The sequence below is a fragment of the Streptomyces pilosus genome (genome assembly GCF_014649835.1).
Classification (GTDB): domain Bacteria; phylum Actinomycetota; class Actinomycetes; order Streptomycetales; family Streptomycetaceae; genus Streptomyces; species Streptomyces pilosus.
This window is the reverse complement of record NZ_BMTU01000006.1, coordinates 96,934-112,045: the sequence shown is the minus strand read 5'-3', so window position 1 is coordinate 112,045 and position 15,112 is coordinate 96,934. Positions and strand designations below refer to the sequence as shown.

14 protein-coding genes and 2 pseudogenes are annotated in these 15,112 nt (G+C 75.4%); 10 read left to right on the top strand and 6 right to left on the bottom strand.

Features of this window, described 5'->3' with window-relative positions; genetic code table 11:
* Window positions 1–10: 10 nt before the first annotated feature.
* The 6 genes from IE118_RS17055 to IE118_RS17030 all read left to right on the top strand — a co-directional run bounded on the left by IE118_RS17055 (window position 11) and on the right by IE118_RS17030 (window position 6,562).
* Window positions 11–316 carry a hypothetical protein gene (locus IE118_RS17055; RefSeq protein ID WP_189558772.1) on the top strand — a complete coding sequence of 102 codons (306 nt, stop codon included), beginning with the start codon at window positions 11–13 and terminating at the stop codon, window positions 314–316.
* Window positions 317–421: 105 nt separating this feature from the next.
* Entirely contained in the window at window positions 422–1,417 is a 996-nt protein-coding gene (locus IE118_RS17050) for an Acg family FMN-binding oxidoreductase (protein ID WP_189558771.1), read from the top strand.
* 262 nt (window positions 1,418–1,679) lie between these two features.
* The gene (locus IE118_RS17045) at window positions 1,680–3,017 is read left to right on the top strand and encodes a hemolysin family protein (RefSeq protein ID WP_189558770.1); all 1,338 of its coding nucleotides are present in this window, start codon (window positions 1,680–1,682) and stop codon (window positions 3,015–3,017) included.
* On the top strand, window positions 3,014–4,039 hold the full coding sequence (locus IE118_RS17040) for a hemolysin family protein (RefSeq protein WP_189558769.1): 1,026 nt from the start codon (window positions 3,014–3,016) through the stop codon (window positions 4,037–4,039). Before IE118_RS17045 ends, IE118_RS17040 begins: the two co-directional genes overlap by 4 nt.
* 163 nt (window positions 4,040–4,202) lie before the next feature.
* On the top strand, window positions 4,203–5,546 hold the full coding sequence (locus IE118_RS17035; RefSeq protein ID WP_189558768.1) for a hemolysin family protein: 1,344 nt from the start codon (window positions 4,203–4,205) through the stop codon (window positions 5,544–5,546).
* The gene (locus tag IE118_RS17030; RefSeq protein WP_189558767.1) at window positions 5,543–6,562 is read left to right on the top strand and encodes a hemolysin family protein; all 1,020 of its coding nucleotides are present in this window, start codon (window positions 5,543–5,545) and stop codon (window positions 6,560–6,562) included. The genes IE118_RS17035 and IE118_RS17030 overlap by 4 nt, the downstream gene beginning before the upstream one ends.
* A 171-nt stretch (window positions 6,563–6,733) precedes the next feature.
* Here the strand turns inward: IE118_RS17030 and IE118_RS17025 are convergent, their stop codons facing one another.
* Window positions 6,734–7,120 carry a nucleoside/nucleotide kinase family protein gene (locus tag IE118_RS17025; protein ID WP_189558766.1) on the bottom strand — a complete coding sequence of 129 codons (387 nt, stop codon included), beginning with the start codon at window positions 7,118–7,120 and terminating at the stop codon, window positions 6,734–6,736.
* On the opposite strand from IE118_RS17025, the pseudogene IE118_RS34750 reads away from it, so the two are divergent.
* Window positions 7,100–7,402 (top strand): annotated as a pseudogene (locus IE118_RS34750) (hypothetical protein); the annotation flags it as partial. The gene IE118_RS17025 and the pseudogene IE118_RS34750 overlap by 21 nt on opposite strands.
* 103 nt (window positions 7,403–7,505) lie before the next feature.
* A pseudogene (locus tag IE118_RS34745) lies at window positions 7,506–7,649 on the top strand (L-seryl-tRNA(Sec) selenium transferase); the annotation flags it as partial.
* Between the two features lie 175 nt (window positions 7,650–7,824).
* Here IE118_RS34745 and IE118_RS17015 read toward each other — a convergent pair.
* The 5 genes from IE118_RS17015 to IE118_RS16995 form a co-directional block, all read right to left on the bottom strand.
* The gene (locus tag IE118_RS17015; protein ID WP_189558765.1) at window positions 7,825–9,090 is read right to left on the bottom strand and encodes a putative hexosyltransferase; all 1,266 of its coding nucleotides are present in this window, start codon (window positions 9,088–9,090) and stop codon (window positions 7,825–7,827) included.
* Window positions 9,087–10,379, bottom strand: coding sequence for a glycosyltransferase (locus tag IE118_RS17010; protein WP_189558764.1), 1,293 nt, complete (start codon window positions 10,377–10,379; stop codon window positions 9,087–9,089). The genes IE118_RS17015 and IE118_RS17010 overlap by 4 nt, the downstream gene beginning before the upstream one ends.
* Before the next feature lie 166 nt (window positions 10,380–10,545).
* Window positions 10,546–11,061 carry a cellulase gene (locus tag IE118_RS17005; protein WP_189558763.1) on the bottom strand — a complete coding sequence of 172 codons (516 nt, stop codon included), beginning with the start codon at window positions 11,059–11,061 and terminating at the stop codon, window positions 10,546–10,548.
* A gap of 11 nt (window positions 11,062–11,072) precedes the next feature.
* A complete protein-coding gene (locus IE118_RS17000; RefSeq protein WP_189558762.1) occupies window positions 11,073–11,579 on the bottom strand; it encodes a SigE family RNA polymerase sigma factor in 507 nt (168 codons plus the stop codon).
* 234 nt (window positions 11,580–11,813) lie between these two features.
* Window positions 11,814–12,194 (bottom strand): DUF6479 family protein, encoded by a 381-nt coding sequence (locus IE118_RS16995; RefSeq protein WP_189558761.1) that lies wholly within the window; start codon window positions 12,192–12,194, stop codon window positions 11,814–11,816.
* Window positions 12,195–12,313: 119 nt separating this feature from the next.
* On the opposite strand from IE118_RS16995, the gene IE118_RS16990 reads away from it, so the two are divergent.
* Both IE118_RS16990 and IE118_RS16985 read left to right on the top strand, forming a co-directional pair.
* Complete coding sequence (locus IE118_RS16990; protein WP_189558760.1) at window positions 12,314–12,685, top strand: four-helix bundle copper-binding protein; 372 nt, start codon at window positions 12,314–12,316, stop codon at window positions 12,683–12,685.
* Between the two features lie 117 nt (window positions 12,686–12,802).
* Window positions 12,803–15,070, top strand: coding sequence for a serine/threonine-protein kinase (locus tag IE118_RS16985; RefSeq protein WP_189558759.1), 2,268 nt, complete (start codon window positions 12,803–12,805; stop codon window positions 15,068–15,070).
* The last annotated feature ends 42 nt before the right edge of the window (window positions 15,071–15,112 follow it).

Genomic DNA, 15,112 nt, shown 5'->3' with positions numbered 1-15,112 from the left:
CCCCAGGACGGTGTCCGCGAACTCGGAGGCACGGCGCTCCGCACCGGCCCGCGCGATCGACCGCGCGGTGGCCGCCTTCAGGACCGGCGACGTCGACGTGGCCCGCCGGGCGGCCCGGAGCGTGGCCGTCACCGGCCCCGCCGCCGTGGTCACCGACGCCGCCGCGCGCGACCGGCCGCTGCGGAGCGGCCCGGTCTCCCGGGTACCGGCACGGCACGAGGTCCTCGTCCGGATCGAGCCCGAACCGGTCACCGGCCGCGAGCTCGCCGGCGGACGCCCCCAGGGCGGCGTGGAGCCGGCGAGGGTGGAGGACTGACCGCCACCCCGGGCCGCACGCCGGCCGGGGCCACCCGGTTCCGGGAGGTACGAAGGGGAACCCGCCGGTGTACCGGCGCCGGCACCGTGAGGTGAGGAGGACGGCATGGCATCGCGACCGCTCGACGAGAGGACGGTCACCGCACTGGTCGCCGCGGCGACCGCGGCACCGTCCATGCACAACGCCCAGCCGTGGCGCTTCCACTACCGCGGGGCGGAGCACCTCCTGCTGCTGCGCGCCGACCCGGAACGGGCCATGCCCCACTCCGACCCCGGCGACCGGTCCCTGCACATCGGCTGCGGGGCGGCCCTGTTCAACCTGCGGGTCGCCGCCGCCCACGCGGACCTGGTCGCGGACACCGGCCTCCTGCCCGACCCGGGCGACCCCCTGCTGCTCGCCGCCGTCCGCCTGTCGGCCCCGCTCCCGCACCGCCCCGCCGACACGGAGCTGAGCCGGCTGCACCCGGCGATCAGCCGGCGGCGCACCAGCCGTCATCCCTTCGCCGAGCGGGACCTCCCCGGCGAGGTGCGGACGACCCTGGAGAACGCCGCCGCCCAGGAGGGGGCCGAGCTGGTCTTCCCCGGCGCCTGGCACGCCGAGACGGTGCTCGACCTGGTCCGCGACGCGGAGAGCCGGGACCTCGCGGACCCCGGCGCCGAGGAGGACGTGGTCCGCTGGACCCGGCTGGGCGCGGAGGCGGACACCGCCGTCGACGGCGTCCCCGAGTACGCCTTCGGGCCGCGCAAGCAGGACGGCCGGGCTCCCGTCCGTGACTTCGCGGGCCGCCGCGCCGTCGCCGACCGCGGCACCACCGCGTTCGAGGACGTCCCGCACCTGGCACTGCTCAGCACCCGCGGTGAGGGTCCCGCCGACTGGCTGCGGGCCGGTCAGGCACTGGAACGCGTCCTGCTGGAGGCCACCCTGGCCGACCTGGCGACGTCCCTCACCTCGCACGCCCTGGAGGACCGGGAGCTGCGCCTGCTGGCCCGGGACCCGGCGTCCGGCACCGGACAGGTGCACATGGTGCTGCGCCTCGGCTACGGCCCCCGCGGCCCGGCCACCCCCCGCCGCCCCGTGCGGGACGTGCTGGAGATCACCTAAGGCGGCCACCGGACCCGCCCGGACGGGTGCGCGCCCCCTCCGCGCGCGGCGCGCGGCGGTGCCCCGCGGGCGTGGTGCCCGGACCGGTGACTTTGCGGCTCCTTTACAGTTGGCGTAGAAACAGGCCATCCTGCTTCCACACCATTCCTCCCACGCGTCCGAGAAGGAGCGACGGTCTCCCGATGGGTGATCCTCCCAGTAGCCGCCGTGCCACCACCGCCCGTCCGCGCCGTAAGGCCAGCAGGGGAGCGGGGGTGGCACGGTGACCGAAGTCCTGCTGCTCCTGCTCGCTCTGCTGCTGACCCTGGCCTGCGCGGTCTTCGTCGCCGCCGAGTTCTCCCTCACCACCGTCGAGCGCGGTGAGCTGGAGCGTGCCGCCGAAGCCGGCGAGCGCGGGGCCGAGGGCGCACTGCGCGCGGTGCGGCGCCTGACCCTCCAGCTGTCCGGCGCCCAGCTCGGCATCACGGTCACCTCACTGGTGATCGGCATGCTCGCCGAACCCTCCCTCGCCGCCCTGCTGCGCGGCCCCCTGCGCTCCCTCGGCCTGGGCGGCGCCGCCCCGACCGTGGCGACCCTGCTGGGTGTGGCGCTGTCCACCGTGGTGCTGATGGTGGTCGGCGAGCTGGTCCCGAAGAACTGGGCGATCTCCCGGCCGGCCGCGGTCGCCAAGGTCGTCGCCGGACCCCAGCGGGCGTTCACCGCCGCCTTCGGCCCGTTCATCGGGCACCTCAACAGCACCGCCAACCGCTTCGTGCGCCGCGTCGGCCTGGAGCCCGCCGAGGAACTGGCCTCCGCGCGCACCGCCGAGGAACTGGGCGCGCTCGCCCGGCGCTCGGCCGCCGAGGGCGCCCTGGAGGCGGACTCCGCCGAGCTGTTCGTGCGCACCCTGCACCTGAGCGAGCTGACGGCCGAGAACGTGATGACCCCCCGGGTCGACGTCAGGGCCCTCGAAGTGCACGCCACGGCCGCCGACGCCGCCGCCCTCAGCCACGCCACCGGACTGTCCCGCTTCCCCGTCTACCGCGACAGCCTCGACGAGGTGGTCGGCACCGTCCACATCCGCGACGTCCTCGCCCTGGAACCCGAGCGGCGGGCCGGGACGCGGGTCACCGAGCTGACCGCCCCGCCCCTGCTGGTCCCCGACAGCCTCCCCGCCGACCGCCTGCTGGAACGGATGCGCGCGCACCGCACCATGGCCGTCGTCATCGACGAGTACGGCGGCACGGCGGGCGTGGCCACCGTGGAGGACATCGTCGAGGAGGTCGTCGGCGAGGTCCGCGACGAGCACGACCCCGTCGAGACGCCCGACCTGGCCCCCGCCCCGCACACCGGGGACGGGCGCTCCGTGTGGGAGGCCGACGGCAGCGTCCGCCTCGACCGGCTCGCCGGGATCGGGCTCACCGCGCCTGACGGCCCGTACGAGACCGTCGCCGGACTGATCGCCACCCACCTGTCCCGCATCCCCGTCAAGGGTGACGTGGTGGAACTCGACGGCTGGCGGCTGGAGGTGCTGGAGGTCGAGCACCACCGCGCCGACCGCGTACGCGTCACCGAGCCGGCCCCGGCCCCGCTCGCCCAGGCCCTGGAGGGCGCCCGATGACCGCCCTGCAGCTCACCATCGGCGCCCTGACCCTGCTGACCAACGCGTTCTTCGTGGGCGCCGAGTTCGCCCTGATCTCCGTGCGCCGCAGCCAGATCGAACCGCGCGCCCAGGCGGGCGAGAAGCGCGCCCGGATGACCCTCTGGGCGCTCGAGCACCTGTCCGCGATGATGGCCACCGCGCAGCTCGGCATCACCGCCTCCTCCCTGGTGCTCGGCGCGGTCGCCGAACCCGCCATCGCGCACCTGCTGGAGCCCGGCTTCGCGGCGGTGAGCATCCCGGACGCCCTGGTGCACCCGATCGCGTTCGTCATCGCCCTCGCGCTCGCCACCTACCTGCACATGCTGATCGGCGAGATGGTGCCCAAGAACATCGCCCTCGCCGCGCCCGTGCCCAGCGCCCTGCTGCTGGGCCCGCCGCTGGTGGCGCTCACCCGGGCGGTGCGGCCGTTCGTCTTCGGCATCAACGCCTTCGCCAACGTCCTGCTGCGGCTGCTGCGCGTCGAACCGAAGGACGAGGTCGAGTCGGTGTTCACCGACGACCAGCTCGCCCGCATGGTCCTCGACTCCAGCGAGGCCGGCCTGCTCGGCCCCGCCGACGGACAGCGGCTGCGCGACGCCCTGGAGCTGGGCACCCGCCCGGTCGGCGAGATCCTGGTCCCCGTGCAGCGGATGCGCACCACCGACCACACGGTCACCCCGGCCCGGCTGGAACGGCTGGCGGCCGAGGCGGGCCTGTCCAGGTTCCCGGTCACCGGCCCCGACGGCGCCCTCCTCGGCTACCTGCACGTCAAGGACACCCTCGGGGTCACCGAGCGGGACCGGCCGTTCCCGCGCACCGCGCTGCACAAGGTCACCCGGGTCCGCATCGACACCCCGCTCGACGACACGCTCACCGCCCTGCGCGGCGAGGGCAGCCACCTGGCCGCCGTCGTCGGGGAGAGTGGCACCGTCATCGGGTTCGTGACCATGGAGGACGTCCTGTCCGAACTGGTCGGACCGGCGGCCCCGGCCACCGCCTGACCCGCCCGGCCGGGAACAACGCACCGGCCGGGAGCGTTGGCACATCGCACACCCACTGAAGGAGCACGTCCTTGTCCGCCAGACCGACGGACCCCCCGGGGCACAGTCCCCGACCATCCCGCCAGGCAGCACCTGAGCACGGCACACGGCGGGATGGTGTTCGATGAGTGCCGCGAACGCCCTCCTCGGCGTCCTGGCCGTCTTCGTCCTGACCGCGGGCACCGGCTACTTCGTCGCCCAGGAGTTCGCCTACGTCTCCGCCGACCGCCTCGCCCTGGCCCGCGAGGCCGAGACCGGTGACCGCAAAGCCGCCCGCGCCCTGAAGGTGCTGGAGCGGCTGTCGTTCATGCTGTCGGGCGCCCAGCTCGGCATCACCGTCACCGGCCTGGTGGTCGGTTTCATCGCCGAGCCCTCGGTGTCCGCGCTGCTCAGGCCGGTGCTGTCGGGCGCGGGCATCCCCGACGCCGCCGTGAGCGGCATCGCGATCGTGCTCGCCTTCGTGCTGGCCACGGTCGTGCAGATGGTGCTGGGCGAACTGGCCCCGAAGAACCTCGCCATCGCCGTGCCGGAGCGGCTGGCCAAGGCGCTGGCCGGTTCCACGCTCGCCTACCTGAAGGTCGTCGGCCCCCTCGTGCACGTCTTCGACAGCACGGCGAACAAGCTGCTGCGCCGGGTCGGCATCGAACCGGTCGAGGAACTGCACCACGGCGCCACCCTGGAGGAACTGGGCCACCTGATCGGCGAGTCCCACGAGCAGGGGGCCCTGCCGAAGGACACCGCCGCCCTGCTCGACCACGCGCTGGAGTTCTCCGAGCGGACACTGAACGAGGTGATGGTGCCCCGCGTGGACGCCGTCTTCGTCCGCAGGGACGCCACCGCCGCCGAGGCGGTCGACCTGATCGCCGCCCACGGCCACTCCAACTACCCCGTCCTCGGCGACCACCCCGACGACATCGGCGGTGTCCTCGGCGTGGCCGAGCTGATGCGGCTGCCCGCCGGCCGCCTCGCCGCCACCACGGCCGGTGCGGTCGCCCGGCGGCCCCTGCTGCTGCCGGACACCCTGCCGCTGCCCGACGCCGTGACCCAGATGCGCGAGCGCGACGACGAGTTCGCCGTCGTCCTGGACGAGCACGGCGGCATCGCCGGCATCGTCACCTACGAGGACATCGCCGAGGAACTCGTCGGCGACATCGCGGACGAGTCCGACACCGTCACCGAGGTCGCCGTCGCCAGCGGCGACGGCTGGCTGGTGGACGCCGGGCGCCGGATCGACGAGGTGGCCGAGGCCACCGGCGTCGAGCTGCCCGAGGAGGACGACTACGACACCGTCGCCGGCCTGATCGTCGACCGGCTCGGCCGCTTCCCGGCCATCGGGGACCGGCTCACCGTCGGGCTGTCCGACGGCGCGAGCGCCGTCATCGACGTACGCACCCTCGACCGGCACGTGCCCGAGCGCGTGCGGATCGAGCGGCGGGCCGAGGCCGTGGACACGGAGGAGCAGGCATGAGTTTCCCGATGGCGCTCTTCGTCACCCTGCTGCTGCTGATCGGCAGCGGATTCTTCGTGGCCGCCGAGTTCGCGCTGGTCGCCGCCAAGCGGCACCGCATGGAGAAGGCGGCGGCCGAGGGCCGCGGCGGGGCCAAGGCGGCCCTGGCCGGCATGCGCGAGCTGTCCCTGATGCTGGCCGGCGCCCAGCTCGGCATCACCGTGTGCACGCTGGGCCTGGGCTCGGTGTCCAAGCCCGCGATCTCCCACGAACTCGACCCGCTGCTGCACAGCCTGGGCCTGCCCAGCGCGCTCAGCTACGCGGTGGCCTTCGCCGTGGCCATGATCGTCGTGGTGTTCCTGCACATGGTCGTCGGCGAGATGGCCCCCAAGTCCTGGGCCATCGCCCACCCCGAGCGCTCCGCGATGCTGCTCTCCCCGTCCTTCCGGGCCGTGGTGAAGGTCGTACGGCCGCTGATCCGGGTGCTGAACGCGGTGAGCAACGCCCTCGTACGGCTGTGCCGGGTCACCCCGCGCGACGAGCTGGCCTCGGTGCACAACCGGGAACAGCTCACCCACCTGGTCGTGGAGTCCGAACGGCTCGGCCTGATCAGCGAGACGGACTCGGAACTGCTGACCCGTTCACTGACCGAACCCGAGACCCCGGTACGGGAGCTGCAGGTGCCGGCCGCCGGGATCGTCTGGGTGGACGGCGCCGCCGGCCTCGACGAGATCCTGCGCGTGGCGGCCTCCCGGGACCGCACCCGGCTGCTGGTCCGCGAGCACGACACCGTCCTCGGCTCGGTCCACGCCCGGGACGCCGTGGTCGCCCGCGCCCGGGGCCGCGCCACCAGCGCCCGCGCGCTGGCCCGCCCGGTACCCGGCCTGACCGAGGACGCGACGGTCGCCGAGGCCATCGACCTGCTGCGCCGCCGCCGCTCCTCGCTCGCCGTCGTCCGGGACGCCTCCGGCGACCTGACCGGCCTGGTGACCCTGGACGACCTGCTGGCCCGCTTCCTGCAGCCCCAGGCGGCCTAGCGGTCCGGGACCGCCCGGCGGACCGCGTCGCTCCGTGGTCCCACCACGCCCCGCCCGGCGCCCGCCGGGCGGGGCGCCCGCGCGTGGGGGCGCGCCCGCCCCGCGGCGGCGGCACGCCCCACGCGCGGGACGGCGGGGGAGAGGAGGAGCGACGTCGCCCGGCCGCCCGGATCACCCGTTCAGCCGACGCCGCCGTTCGTTGTGCCAGGCGATGGCCCGCCGGATGTCGGGCTCGTCGAGGCCGGTGCGGCAGGCGAGCCGCTCCATGGACAGCTCCGGCGGGCCGGCCATCATGACCCGGCTGATCTTGGCGGCCCAGAGCTCCTCGACGACGAACGGGCGCCGCCCGTACGCTTCGCGCAACACGTCCAGGTGGGCCCCGCAGCAGGCGGTGACGCGGCGCAGGCCGTCGTGCCACTCGTCGGTGGGGTGGGCGGAGGAGGAGTCCGCCACGTATCCGCGCACCGCCTCCGCCTCGGGGAACGTCCTCGCGCAGAGGTCGCACAGCTCCGGTGCGACGGTCTCCGGACGCCGTGCGTGCTTCCTGCGCTTCCACATCGGGACTCCCGTGGGCCGGATGCGGCCAGCGTACTGCGGCCCCGCCGCCCGCACCCGGCGTGCGTCCCGCCGCGTGCGCGGGGCCCCCTGCGCACCGGCGTGCCGGGTCCCCGGGCCGGGGCACTGGTGGACCATGAAGGTCCGACCGTCCGGCCACCGGGCCCGACCGAAAGGACGCGGGGGGACCCCCCGGACACAGGCGCAGGCACAGGCGCGGAAGCGGACGCACGGCGGCTGATCCCGCGCACCGACGCCGTGCTGCGCGATCCGCGGCTGCTGCGGGCCGCGCACCGGCTGGGGACCGGCCGGGTGAAGTCGGCGGTCCACGGCCCAGCAGCGGGCGCGCGAGGGCGCCCTGCCGCCGGAGGCGGTCGCCGACACAGCCGTGTCGCTGCTGCCGGGGTCGGCCGGCGGACTGCGGCCGGTGATCAACGCCACCGGCGTGCTTCTGCACACCGTCCTGGGCCGGGCCCCGCTCTCGGACGCGGCCCGGCAGGCCGTGCAGGAGGCCGCAGGCCCCACCGACGTCGAACTCGACCTGGGCACCGGCGTGCGGGCCCGCCGGGGCCGCACGGCCCTGGCCGCCCTGGAGGCCACACTCACCGGCCCCGGAACCCCGACCGGCCGGGCGCTCGACGCCGTCCCCGAAGCACTGACGGCGCCTGCCGGACGGCTCGCCGCCGCGCTGGCCGCCGACGGCGTCGCTACGGCACGCCGAGCTCGAACAGGACGTATCCCGCGTACGAGCCGGAGGCGAGGGCCGCCGTGCCCAGGACGGCGAGCAGGGAGGGCCACCGCAGCCGGCTCATGGCCGCGGCGAGGGGGATCAGGAGGGGGAACAGCGGGAGGAGGTAGCGCGAGACGTTGCCGAAGTACTGCTGCGTGGCCATCACCATCAGGTACGACAGCACCGTGTACACGACGAGAACGGCGGGCGGGCGCAGCCGGATCAGCAGCACGGTCAGCACCGGCACCAGCAGCACCACCCCGACGCCGATCGTGTCCTCCATCGGCATCGCGAACAGGTAGTCGAAGTGACCCACGGGGACGGAGGTGAGCACGTCGAAGCTGTGCCGCCCGTAGTCGAACGTGTGGCCCCAGGCGCCCTCCTGGAGCTTGCTGTAGCCGCCCCAGTCACCCATCCGGTGGCCCACCCAGCCCAGATAGCCGGCCGCGCCCAGCGGGGCGATCAGCACCGCGGTCAGCGGACGCCGTACGCCCTCCCCGCGCCGCATCGCGAGCAGTCCCGCGACCGCCAGCGCCACGACCAGGGTGGCCGCGGTGGGCCGGGCCAGCCCGGCGGCGCAGACCAGCACCCCGGCGGTCAGCCAGCGGCGCGTCATCACGGCGTAGCAGGCCCAGGCGGCCGACGCCGTGTAGACGGACTCGGAGTACACCGCCCACTCCGCGCCCGAGCCGGGCCACACCGCCCACAGCCCGGCCGCGACCAGACCGGCCCGGTGTCCGGCCAGCCGGGCGGTGACGGCGTGGATGCCGAGCGCCGCGACGAAGGAGAAGACGATTGACACGGTCAGGCCGGCGCCGTACGGGCCGAGACCGGTGAGCTCCGAGACGATCCGCATCAGCGCCGGGTACAGGGGGAAGAACGCGGCGGAGTTGCCCTCCAGGGTGATCATGCCGGTGGCGCCGGGGACGGGCACCAGCGCCGGGTCGTAGCCGTGCAGGGCGATCTGCTGGTACCACCAGCCGTCCCAGCTGCCCAGCACGTCCCAGGGACGCGCGCCGCCGCCGAACCGCGGATGCTTCTCACGGAAGTCGCCCGCGGAGTCCAGCAGGAACATGAAGACGGCGAAACCCGCGAGCTTCAGCGCCCCGTACACCGCGAACACGGGACCGCAGTACACGGCGGCCCGGCGCAGCCGCTCGCGGGGGGAGGGGGCGGCCGGCGGCGGGGGGTGGGGGAGGAGGACGGCGGCGGGGCCGGCCCCGTGTGTCCCGACGGTGGTCATGAGGCGGAGGGTCCTGTCGCACGGCGGGAGCGGTGACCGGGGAACACCCAGGCCCGCAGGAGGAGGAAGCGCACCACGGTCGCGGCGAGGTTGGCGGCGACCAGCACCGCCGGTTCCACGCGGGGACCGGCGCCGGGCGCGGCGCGGTGCAGGACGGCCAGTGAACCGCTGGTGAGGGCGAGGCCGACCAGGAAGGCCGTCAGCCCCTTGAGCTGGTGGCGCAGCGCCCCGCCGCGCCCCCGCACCCCGAAGGTGAGCCGGCGGTTGGCGGCCGTGTTGGCGACCGCGGCGGCCAGCAGGGCGAGCGCGTTGGCCGCCTGGGCGCCCGTCGCGGGCCGGAGCGCGAGGAAGAGCAGCAGGTGGAACAGGGTGCTGGCGGCACCGACGGCGGCGAAGCGCAGCAGTTGGGGGAGCAGCGCGGGCGGCAGTCCGGCGTCGAGCCCGTCGGTGCGGTGCAGCGCGGTCAGCGGCAGCCGGCCACGGGTCAGGGCACACCCCAGCCGGGCCATGCCGCGCAGGTCGGCCAGTGCCGTGGCGAGGACGTCCACCCGGCTGTCGGGGTCGTCCACCCAGTCCACCGGCACCTCGTGGATGCGCAGTCCGGCCCGTTCGGCGATCACCAGCAGTTCGGTGTCGAAGAACCACTCCCGGTCCTCGACCAGCGGGAGCAGCCGCTCGGCGACGTCACGGCGTACGGCCTTGAAACCGCACTGGGCGTCGGTGAACCCCACGGCGAGGGTGCCGCGCAGCAGCCCGTTGTAGCAGCGCGAGATGATCTCGCGCCGGGGTCCGCGCACCACCCGGGAGCCGCGGGCCAGCCGGGTGCCGATGGCGATGTCCGAATGCCCGGAGATCAGCGGGGCCACCAGCGGCAGCAGGGCCGCGAGGTCGGTGGAGAGGTCCACGTCCAGGTAGGCGAGCACCGGGGCGGACGAGCGGGACCAGGCGGTGTGCAGGGCACGGCCGCGCCCCTTCTCGGCCAGCCGCAGCCACGCGGTGTCGGGCAGCTCCCGGGCCAGCCGTTCGGCGATGTGCCCGGTGCGGTCGGTGCTGGCGTTGTCGGCGACGGTGATCCGGAAGGGGTAGGGGAACGTCCCGGTCAGGTGGGCGTGGAGCCGGCGGACGCAGCGCTCGAGGTCGTTCTCCTCGTTGTGCACCGGCACCACCACCTCCAGGACGGGATCCGGGTGGGGCGTGGTCAGCGGGGCCCGGCGCGGCAGCGCCCGGCGTGCGTCGGACGCGGCGGTCGTGCGGCGGCCGGCCCGGGCCGGCCGCTTCGCGGTGGTCATGACGGATCTCACGGTCTCCTCCGGCGCGCGGCATGGCGGAACCCCGGTGGGGGCCCGTGCGGGCATGCCGGGGGCGCCCGGGTGCTGGTCGGGTGAAGTGACCCGGGGCGGGCGGGCCCCGGGGGTGGCCCGGGGAGAGACCCCGGGCGGTGACGCGGTGCGGGTGTCAGCCGCCGCCGGCCGTCATGGAGGGGGACACCTCCTGAGTGGCCTCCTGTGTGGCTTCCTGCGTGGCCGGCGGTGTGTCCGGCGGCCGGGTGGAGACCGGCGGTGAGGACGGGGTGTGCGTCGCCGAGGGTGACGCGTCGGGTGTGCCGGACGGCGGGAAGGTCGGTGGGGCGGCGTGGCCGGGCGCCGTGGTGCCGGGCATGCCGGTGGCCGGGAGCGAGGTGCTCGCAGCCGGGCTCGTCGGCACCGGGGAGAGCGGGGGCGGCGTGGGACTCGTCGCCGGCAGGGGAGGCCGGTCGGCGGGCAGCGACCGGGTACCGGTGCCGGGCAGCAGCGCCAGCCCGATGCCGAGTCCGGCCACGGCGAGCGCCGAGCCCCCGGCCCGCCACAGCACCCGCGACCTGCGCCGCACCCTGATTCCCTCGTACAACCGGGCGCGCTGCCCGGGTTCGAAGGGGGCGTGCCGCCGGCCGTCGTGCATCAGGCGCGTCAGCTCGCGCTCGAAGTCATCCATCGCTTCTCCCTTCACCCCACGGGTCTGACGGAGTCGGACAGCAGCTGCCGCAGCCGAGCCACTCCGCGCGACGCGTGGGAGCGGGCGGTGCCCACCGGACAGCCGAGGGCCTGTGCCACCTGGCCCTCGGGCAGGTCCTCGCAGTAGCGCAGCACCACCGCGGCCCGCTGCCGCGGCGGCAGCAGGGCCAGCGCGGCCTCCAGCCGCGACCGTTCCGCGACGGCCGCGGACACATCGCCCGGCCCGGCCCGGTCGGGAAGCTCTCCCACCGGACGTTCGCCCCACCAGCGCCGGCGGGCCGAACGCGCCGCCATCCGCACCAGCACCTGACGCACGTACGCCTCCGGGGCCTGCTCGGCGACCCTCGGCCACGCGAACCACAGCTTCACCAGGGCCTCCTGGACGAGGTCCTCGGCGCGCTGCCGGTCGCCGCCGGTGAGCAGACGCGCGACATGGAGCAGCGCCGACCAGCGCGCGGCCACGAACTCGTCGAAGCCGTCGGCCCGATACCGCTCCATCCCCACCGTCCCGCCTGCGGACAACCCCTTACACCCCCTCAAAGACCCGGGACCCGGCGAAACGATGCACCCGCCGGCTGTGATCCACCTCACCTCCGGGCATGCGAAAGGGCGGGCCGTGCGCCACGACCGCCTTCCGGCGATCGGTGAAGCGCACGGCCCGCCCTGTGGAGTGACGGGTCGGCCCCTGTCCGACTGCGGTCCTTCGGCCCGCCCCGCGCGGGGGCGGACCGGTCAGTGGCTGCCCGGGCCGCCGCTGCCGAACGAACCGCTGCTGCCCTCGTCCCAGCGGGGCCGTTCCTGCGCGGCGCCGGTGCGGCTGCCGGCGTTGCCGTGACCGTTCAGCTCGTGCGGCGTCATCCGCTCGTCGCTCCTCGGCACCTCGTCCGGCTCGCGCTGCTCCCGTACCTCACGGACCGGTCCGCCCGCGGGCATCCGGGGCTGTTCCTCGGGCCGGGGCCTGCGGCTGCCGTTTCTGGTCCGGCGGCTGCCGAAGGCGAACATGCCGATCAACAGGGCCACCACCACCAGGGCCGCCGCCCCGAGGCCGATGCCGAGCGCGCCGCGGCTCGCCGCGAGGTCCGCCGCCGTCTCCATCCATGCGGTGTTCGTCATGGCTCGCGGGTACCCCCGCTCACGGGCACGAACCAGCTCACCCCGACGCGGCGGACGCCCGCGCCGCCCCGTCCGCCGTACCGACGTTTGGCCGCCCGGGCGGCGGCAACCCGCGCCATGTGACCACGACATCGCAGGAAGAGTTGTTCCGGTTCCTGGAGGACCGTTTCGCCTGCGCCCAGGCCTGCACCGAGTGCGCACGGGCCTGCGCGACCCGGGCCAGTCTGGTGGACCCCGACGGATCCGGGAACCAGGAACTCGTACGCCGCAAGGGCATCATGTGCGCGGAGGTCTGCGACGCGACCTGCCGTGTGCTGTCCGAACAGAACCAGGTGGACGAGGAGACCATCCGCGTCCAGGTCGAGTGGTGCCGGCAGGTGTGCCTGGAGAGCGCTCAGGCGTTCGACGGGCACCCCGGTGCGGAGGAGACCGCGGAGGCCTGCCGCGCCTGCGCCCGGGCCTGCACCGAGTTCCTCGCCACCCTCGACTGACCGGCCCCCGGTCGCGCGGGCCGCACGTCCGGCACCGTACAGAACCGGGCGGCTTGTCGCCATACTGGACGGGCCAGGGGAGGGCGCGGCGGACAGCGACGGGGGCGGGCGGAGGAGATGGGGGACAGCAGGCTGCTCCACGGCCGGTACCGGTTGCTCGACCGGATCGGACGCGGCGGCATGGGAGAGGTCTGGCGGGCACGGGACGAGTCGCTGGGCCGGCAGGTCGCGGTGAAGTGCCTCAAACCCGTCGGCGCGCAAGCCGACCGGGCCGTCGGCCGCGTGCTGCGCGAGCGGTTCCGGCGGGAGGCCCGGGTGGCCGCGGCCCTTCAGCACCGCGGGATCACCGTCGTGCACGACTTCGGCGAGTCCGAAGGCGTCCTGTACCTGGTGATGGAACTGCTCCAGGGCCGCAACCTCAGCCAGCTCCTGGAGGACAACAAACAGCATCCGCTGCCGGTCGCGGAGGTGGTGGACGTGGCCGGGCAGGTCGCCGCGGCCCTCGCCTACACGCACGACCAGGGCGTCGTGCACCGCGACCTGAAGCCCGCGAACATCGTGCGGCTGGACGACGGCACGGTGAAGATCTGCGACTTCGGCATCGCCCGGCTCGGCCACGACATCGGCTTCACCTCCCGGCTGACCGGCACCGGCGTCGCCATGGGGACCCCGCACTACATGTCGCCGGAGCAGATCAGCGGCTCGGAGGTCGACCGGCGCAGCGACCTGTACTCCTTCGGATGTGTGCTCTACGAGATCGCCACCGGGGCACCGCCGTTCGACCTCGACGACGCCTGGGCGATCCTCGTCGGCCACCGCGACACCCCGCCCCGCCCGCCGCGCGGGCACCGCGCCGAGCTGCCCGAGCGCCTGGAACGGATCATCCTGGACCTGCTGGCCAAGGAGCCCGGCGAGCGGCCCGACAACGCCCGTGAACTCGCCGGCCGGATCGGTGCGCTGGGGGCCGCCCCGGTGGCGGCCGGGGCGCGCCCCGGCGCGCCGCCCGGTGAGGCCGCGGGCACGGCCGGGGCGGCCGGCGTGGAGGACCCCGCGCCGCCGGGCCGTGCGGGCCGCCTGCCGTCCTGGACGCGCGGCATGACCACCGGCCGCAAGGCCGCCGGCGCCGTCCTGCGCACCCCACCCCCCGACCCGGCGGCCGGCCTGTCCGGCGAATGGATCGCCCGCCCCGCCACCGGGCACCGCCCGCCGACCGTGACCGAGGAGCGGCCGGCCCCGGCGCCGGAGGCACTCACCGAACTCGCCGGACGGCACAACGCGGGCCTGAGCCTGGGACGCCTCGGCCGCTGGACGGAGGCCGGCGAGGTGCACCGCGCGGTCGCCGCCGAGCGCGAACACCTCCTCGGCCCCGAGCACCCCGACACCCTCGCCAGCCGCTACGAGGTCGCCTTCGCCCTCAGCCGCACCGGCCGCGCCGCCGACGCCCTGCGCACGTACAAGCAGGTGGCCGGGGCCCGGATCCGCGCGCTCGGCGCCGACCACCCCGACACCCTGGCCGCCCGCCAGGAGATGGCGTACGTCCTCGCCCAGCTGGGCCGGTCCCTCGACGCCCACCAGGTCTACCTCTCGGTACTCGCCGCACGCGAGCGGACCATGGGCACCGAGCACCCCGACACCCTGCGCTGCCGCCACAACCTCGCCTTCAACCTCGGCAGGCTCGGCCGCCTCGAGGACGCGTACGCCACCGCCCGCGAGGTCGCCGGAGCCCGTGCCCGGGTGCTCGGGCCGGAACACCCCGACACCCTCGTCACCCGCTACGAGGTCGCCTACACCCTCGGCCGGCTGGGCCGCTGGGCGGAGGCCCTGGAGACCTACCGGGACGTGGCCGCGGCCCGCGCCCGGGCGCTCGGTCCCGACCACGCCGACACCCTCGCCGCCCGCCACGAGACCGGCATCAGCCTGGGCCGGCTCGGCCGCACCGGCGAGGCCCTCGACCTGTACCGGGCGCTCGTCGCGGACCGCACCCGGGTGCAGGGGCCCACCCACCCCGAGACCCTGCGCGCCCGGCACGGCATCGGCGTCAACCTCGGCCGGCTGGGCCACTGGGTGGACGCCCTCGCCGAAAGCCGTGAGGTGTGCGCGCTGCGTGAGCGGGCCCTCGGCGCCGACCATCCGGACACGCTGGTCAGCCGCCGCGAGGTCGCCGTGGGCCTGGGCTGGCTCGGCCGCTGGGCGGACGCCCTGGCCGAGTACCGGACGGTCGCCGAGGCCCGGGAGCGGCTCCTCGGCGAGGACCACCCCGACACTCTCGCCGCCCGCAACGACGAGGCGCACTGCCTGGAGCGGCTGGGCCGCGACGAGGAGGCCGCCGAGCTGTACCGCGGGGTGGCTGCGCTCCGGCAGCGGGGAGCGGCCGGCGGGGCGTGACGGGGCACCGCGTCTGGCCGGTGCGGATCACCGCGTGTTACG

What these genes read in the sequence shown, in the direction of transcription:
- IE118_RS17030 (WP_189558767.1), top strand. Translation starts at nt 5,543, where the DNA reads ATGAGTTTCCCGATGGCGCTCTTCGTCACCCTGCTGCTGCTGATCGGC.
- IE118_RS16995 (WP_189558761.1), bottom strand. Translation starts at nt 12,194, where the DNA reads ATGACGAACACCGCATGGATGGAGACGGCGGCGGACCTCGCGGCGAGC.
- IE118_RS17025 (WP_189558766.1), bottom strand. Translation starts at nt 7,120, where the DNA reads ATGTGGAAGCGCAGGAAGCACGCACGGCGTCCGGAGACCGTCGCACCG.
- IE118_RS17040 (WP_189558769.1), top strand. Translation starts at nt 3,014, where the DNA reads ATGACCGCCCTGCAGCTCACCATCGGCGCCCTGACCCTGCTGACCAAC.
- IE118_RS17050 (WP_189558771.1), top strand. Translation starts at nt 422, where the DNA reads ATGGCATCGCGACCGCTCGACGAGAGGACGGTCACCGCACTGGTCGCC.
- IE118_RS16985 (WP_189558759.1), top strand. Translation starts at nt 12,803, where the DNA reads ATGGGGGACAGCAGGCTGCTCCACGGCCGGTACCGGTTGCTCGACCGG.
- IE118_RS17005 (WP_189558763.1), bottom strand. Translation starts at nt 11,061, where the DNA reads ATGGATGACTTCGAGCGCGAGCTGACGCGCCTGATGCACGACGGCCGG.
- IE118_RS17035 (WP_189558768.1), top strand. Translation starts at nt 4,203, where the DNA reads ATGAGTGCCGCGAACGCCCTCCTCGGCGTCCTGGCCGTCTTCGTCCTG.
- IE118_RS17000 (WP_189558762.1), bottom strand. Translation starts at nt 11,579, where the DNA reads ATGGAGCGGTATCGGGCCGACGGCTTCGACGAGTTCGTGGCCGCGCGC.
- IE118_RS17015 (WP_189558765.1), bottom strand. Translation starts at nt 9,090, where the DNA reads ATGACCACCGTCGGGACACACGGGGCCGGCCCCGCCGCCGTCCTCCTC.
- IE118_RS17010 (WP_189558764.1), bottom strand. Translation starts at nt 10,379, where the DNA reads ATGACCACCGCGAAGCGGCCGGCCCGGGCCGGCCGCCGCACGACCGCC.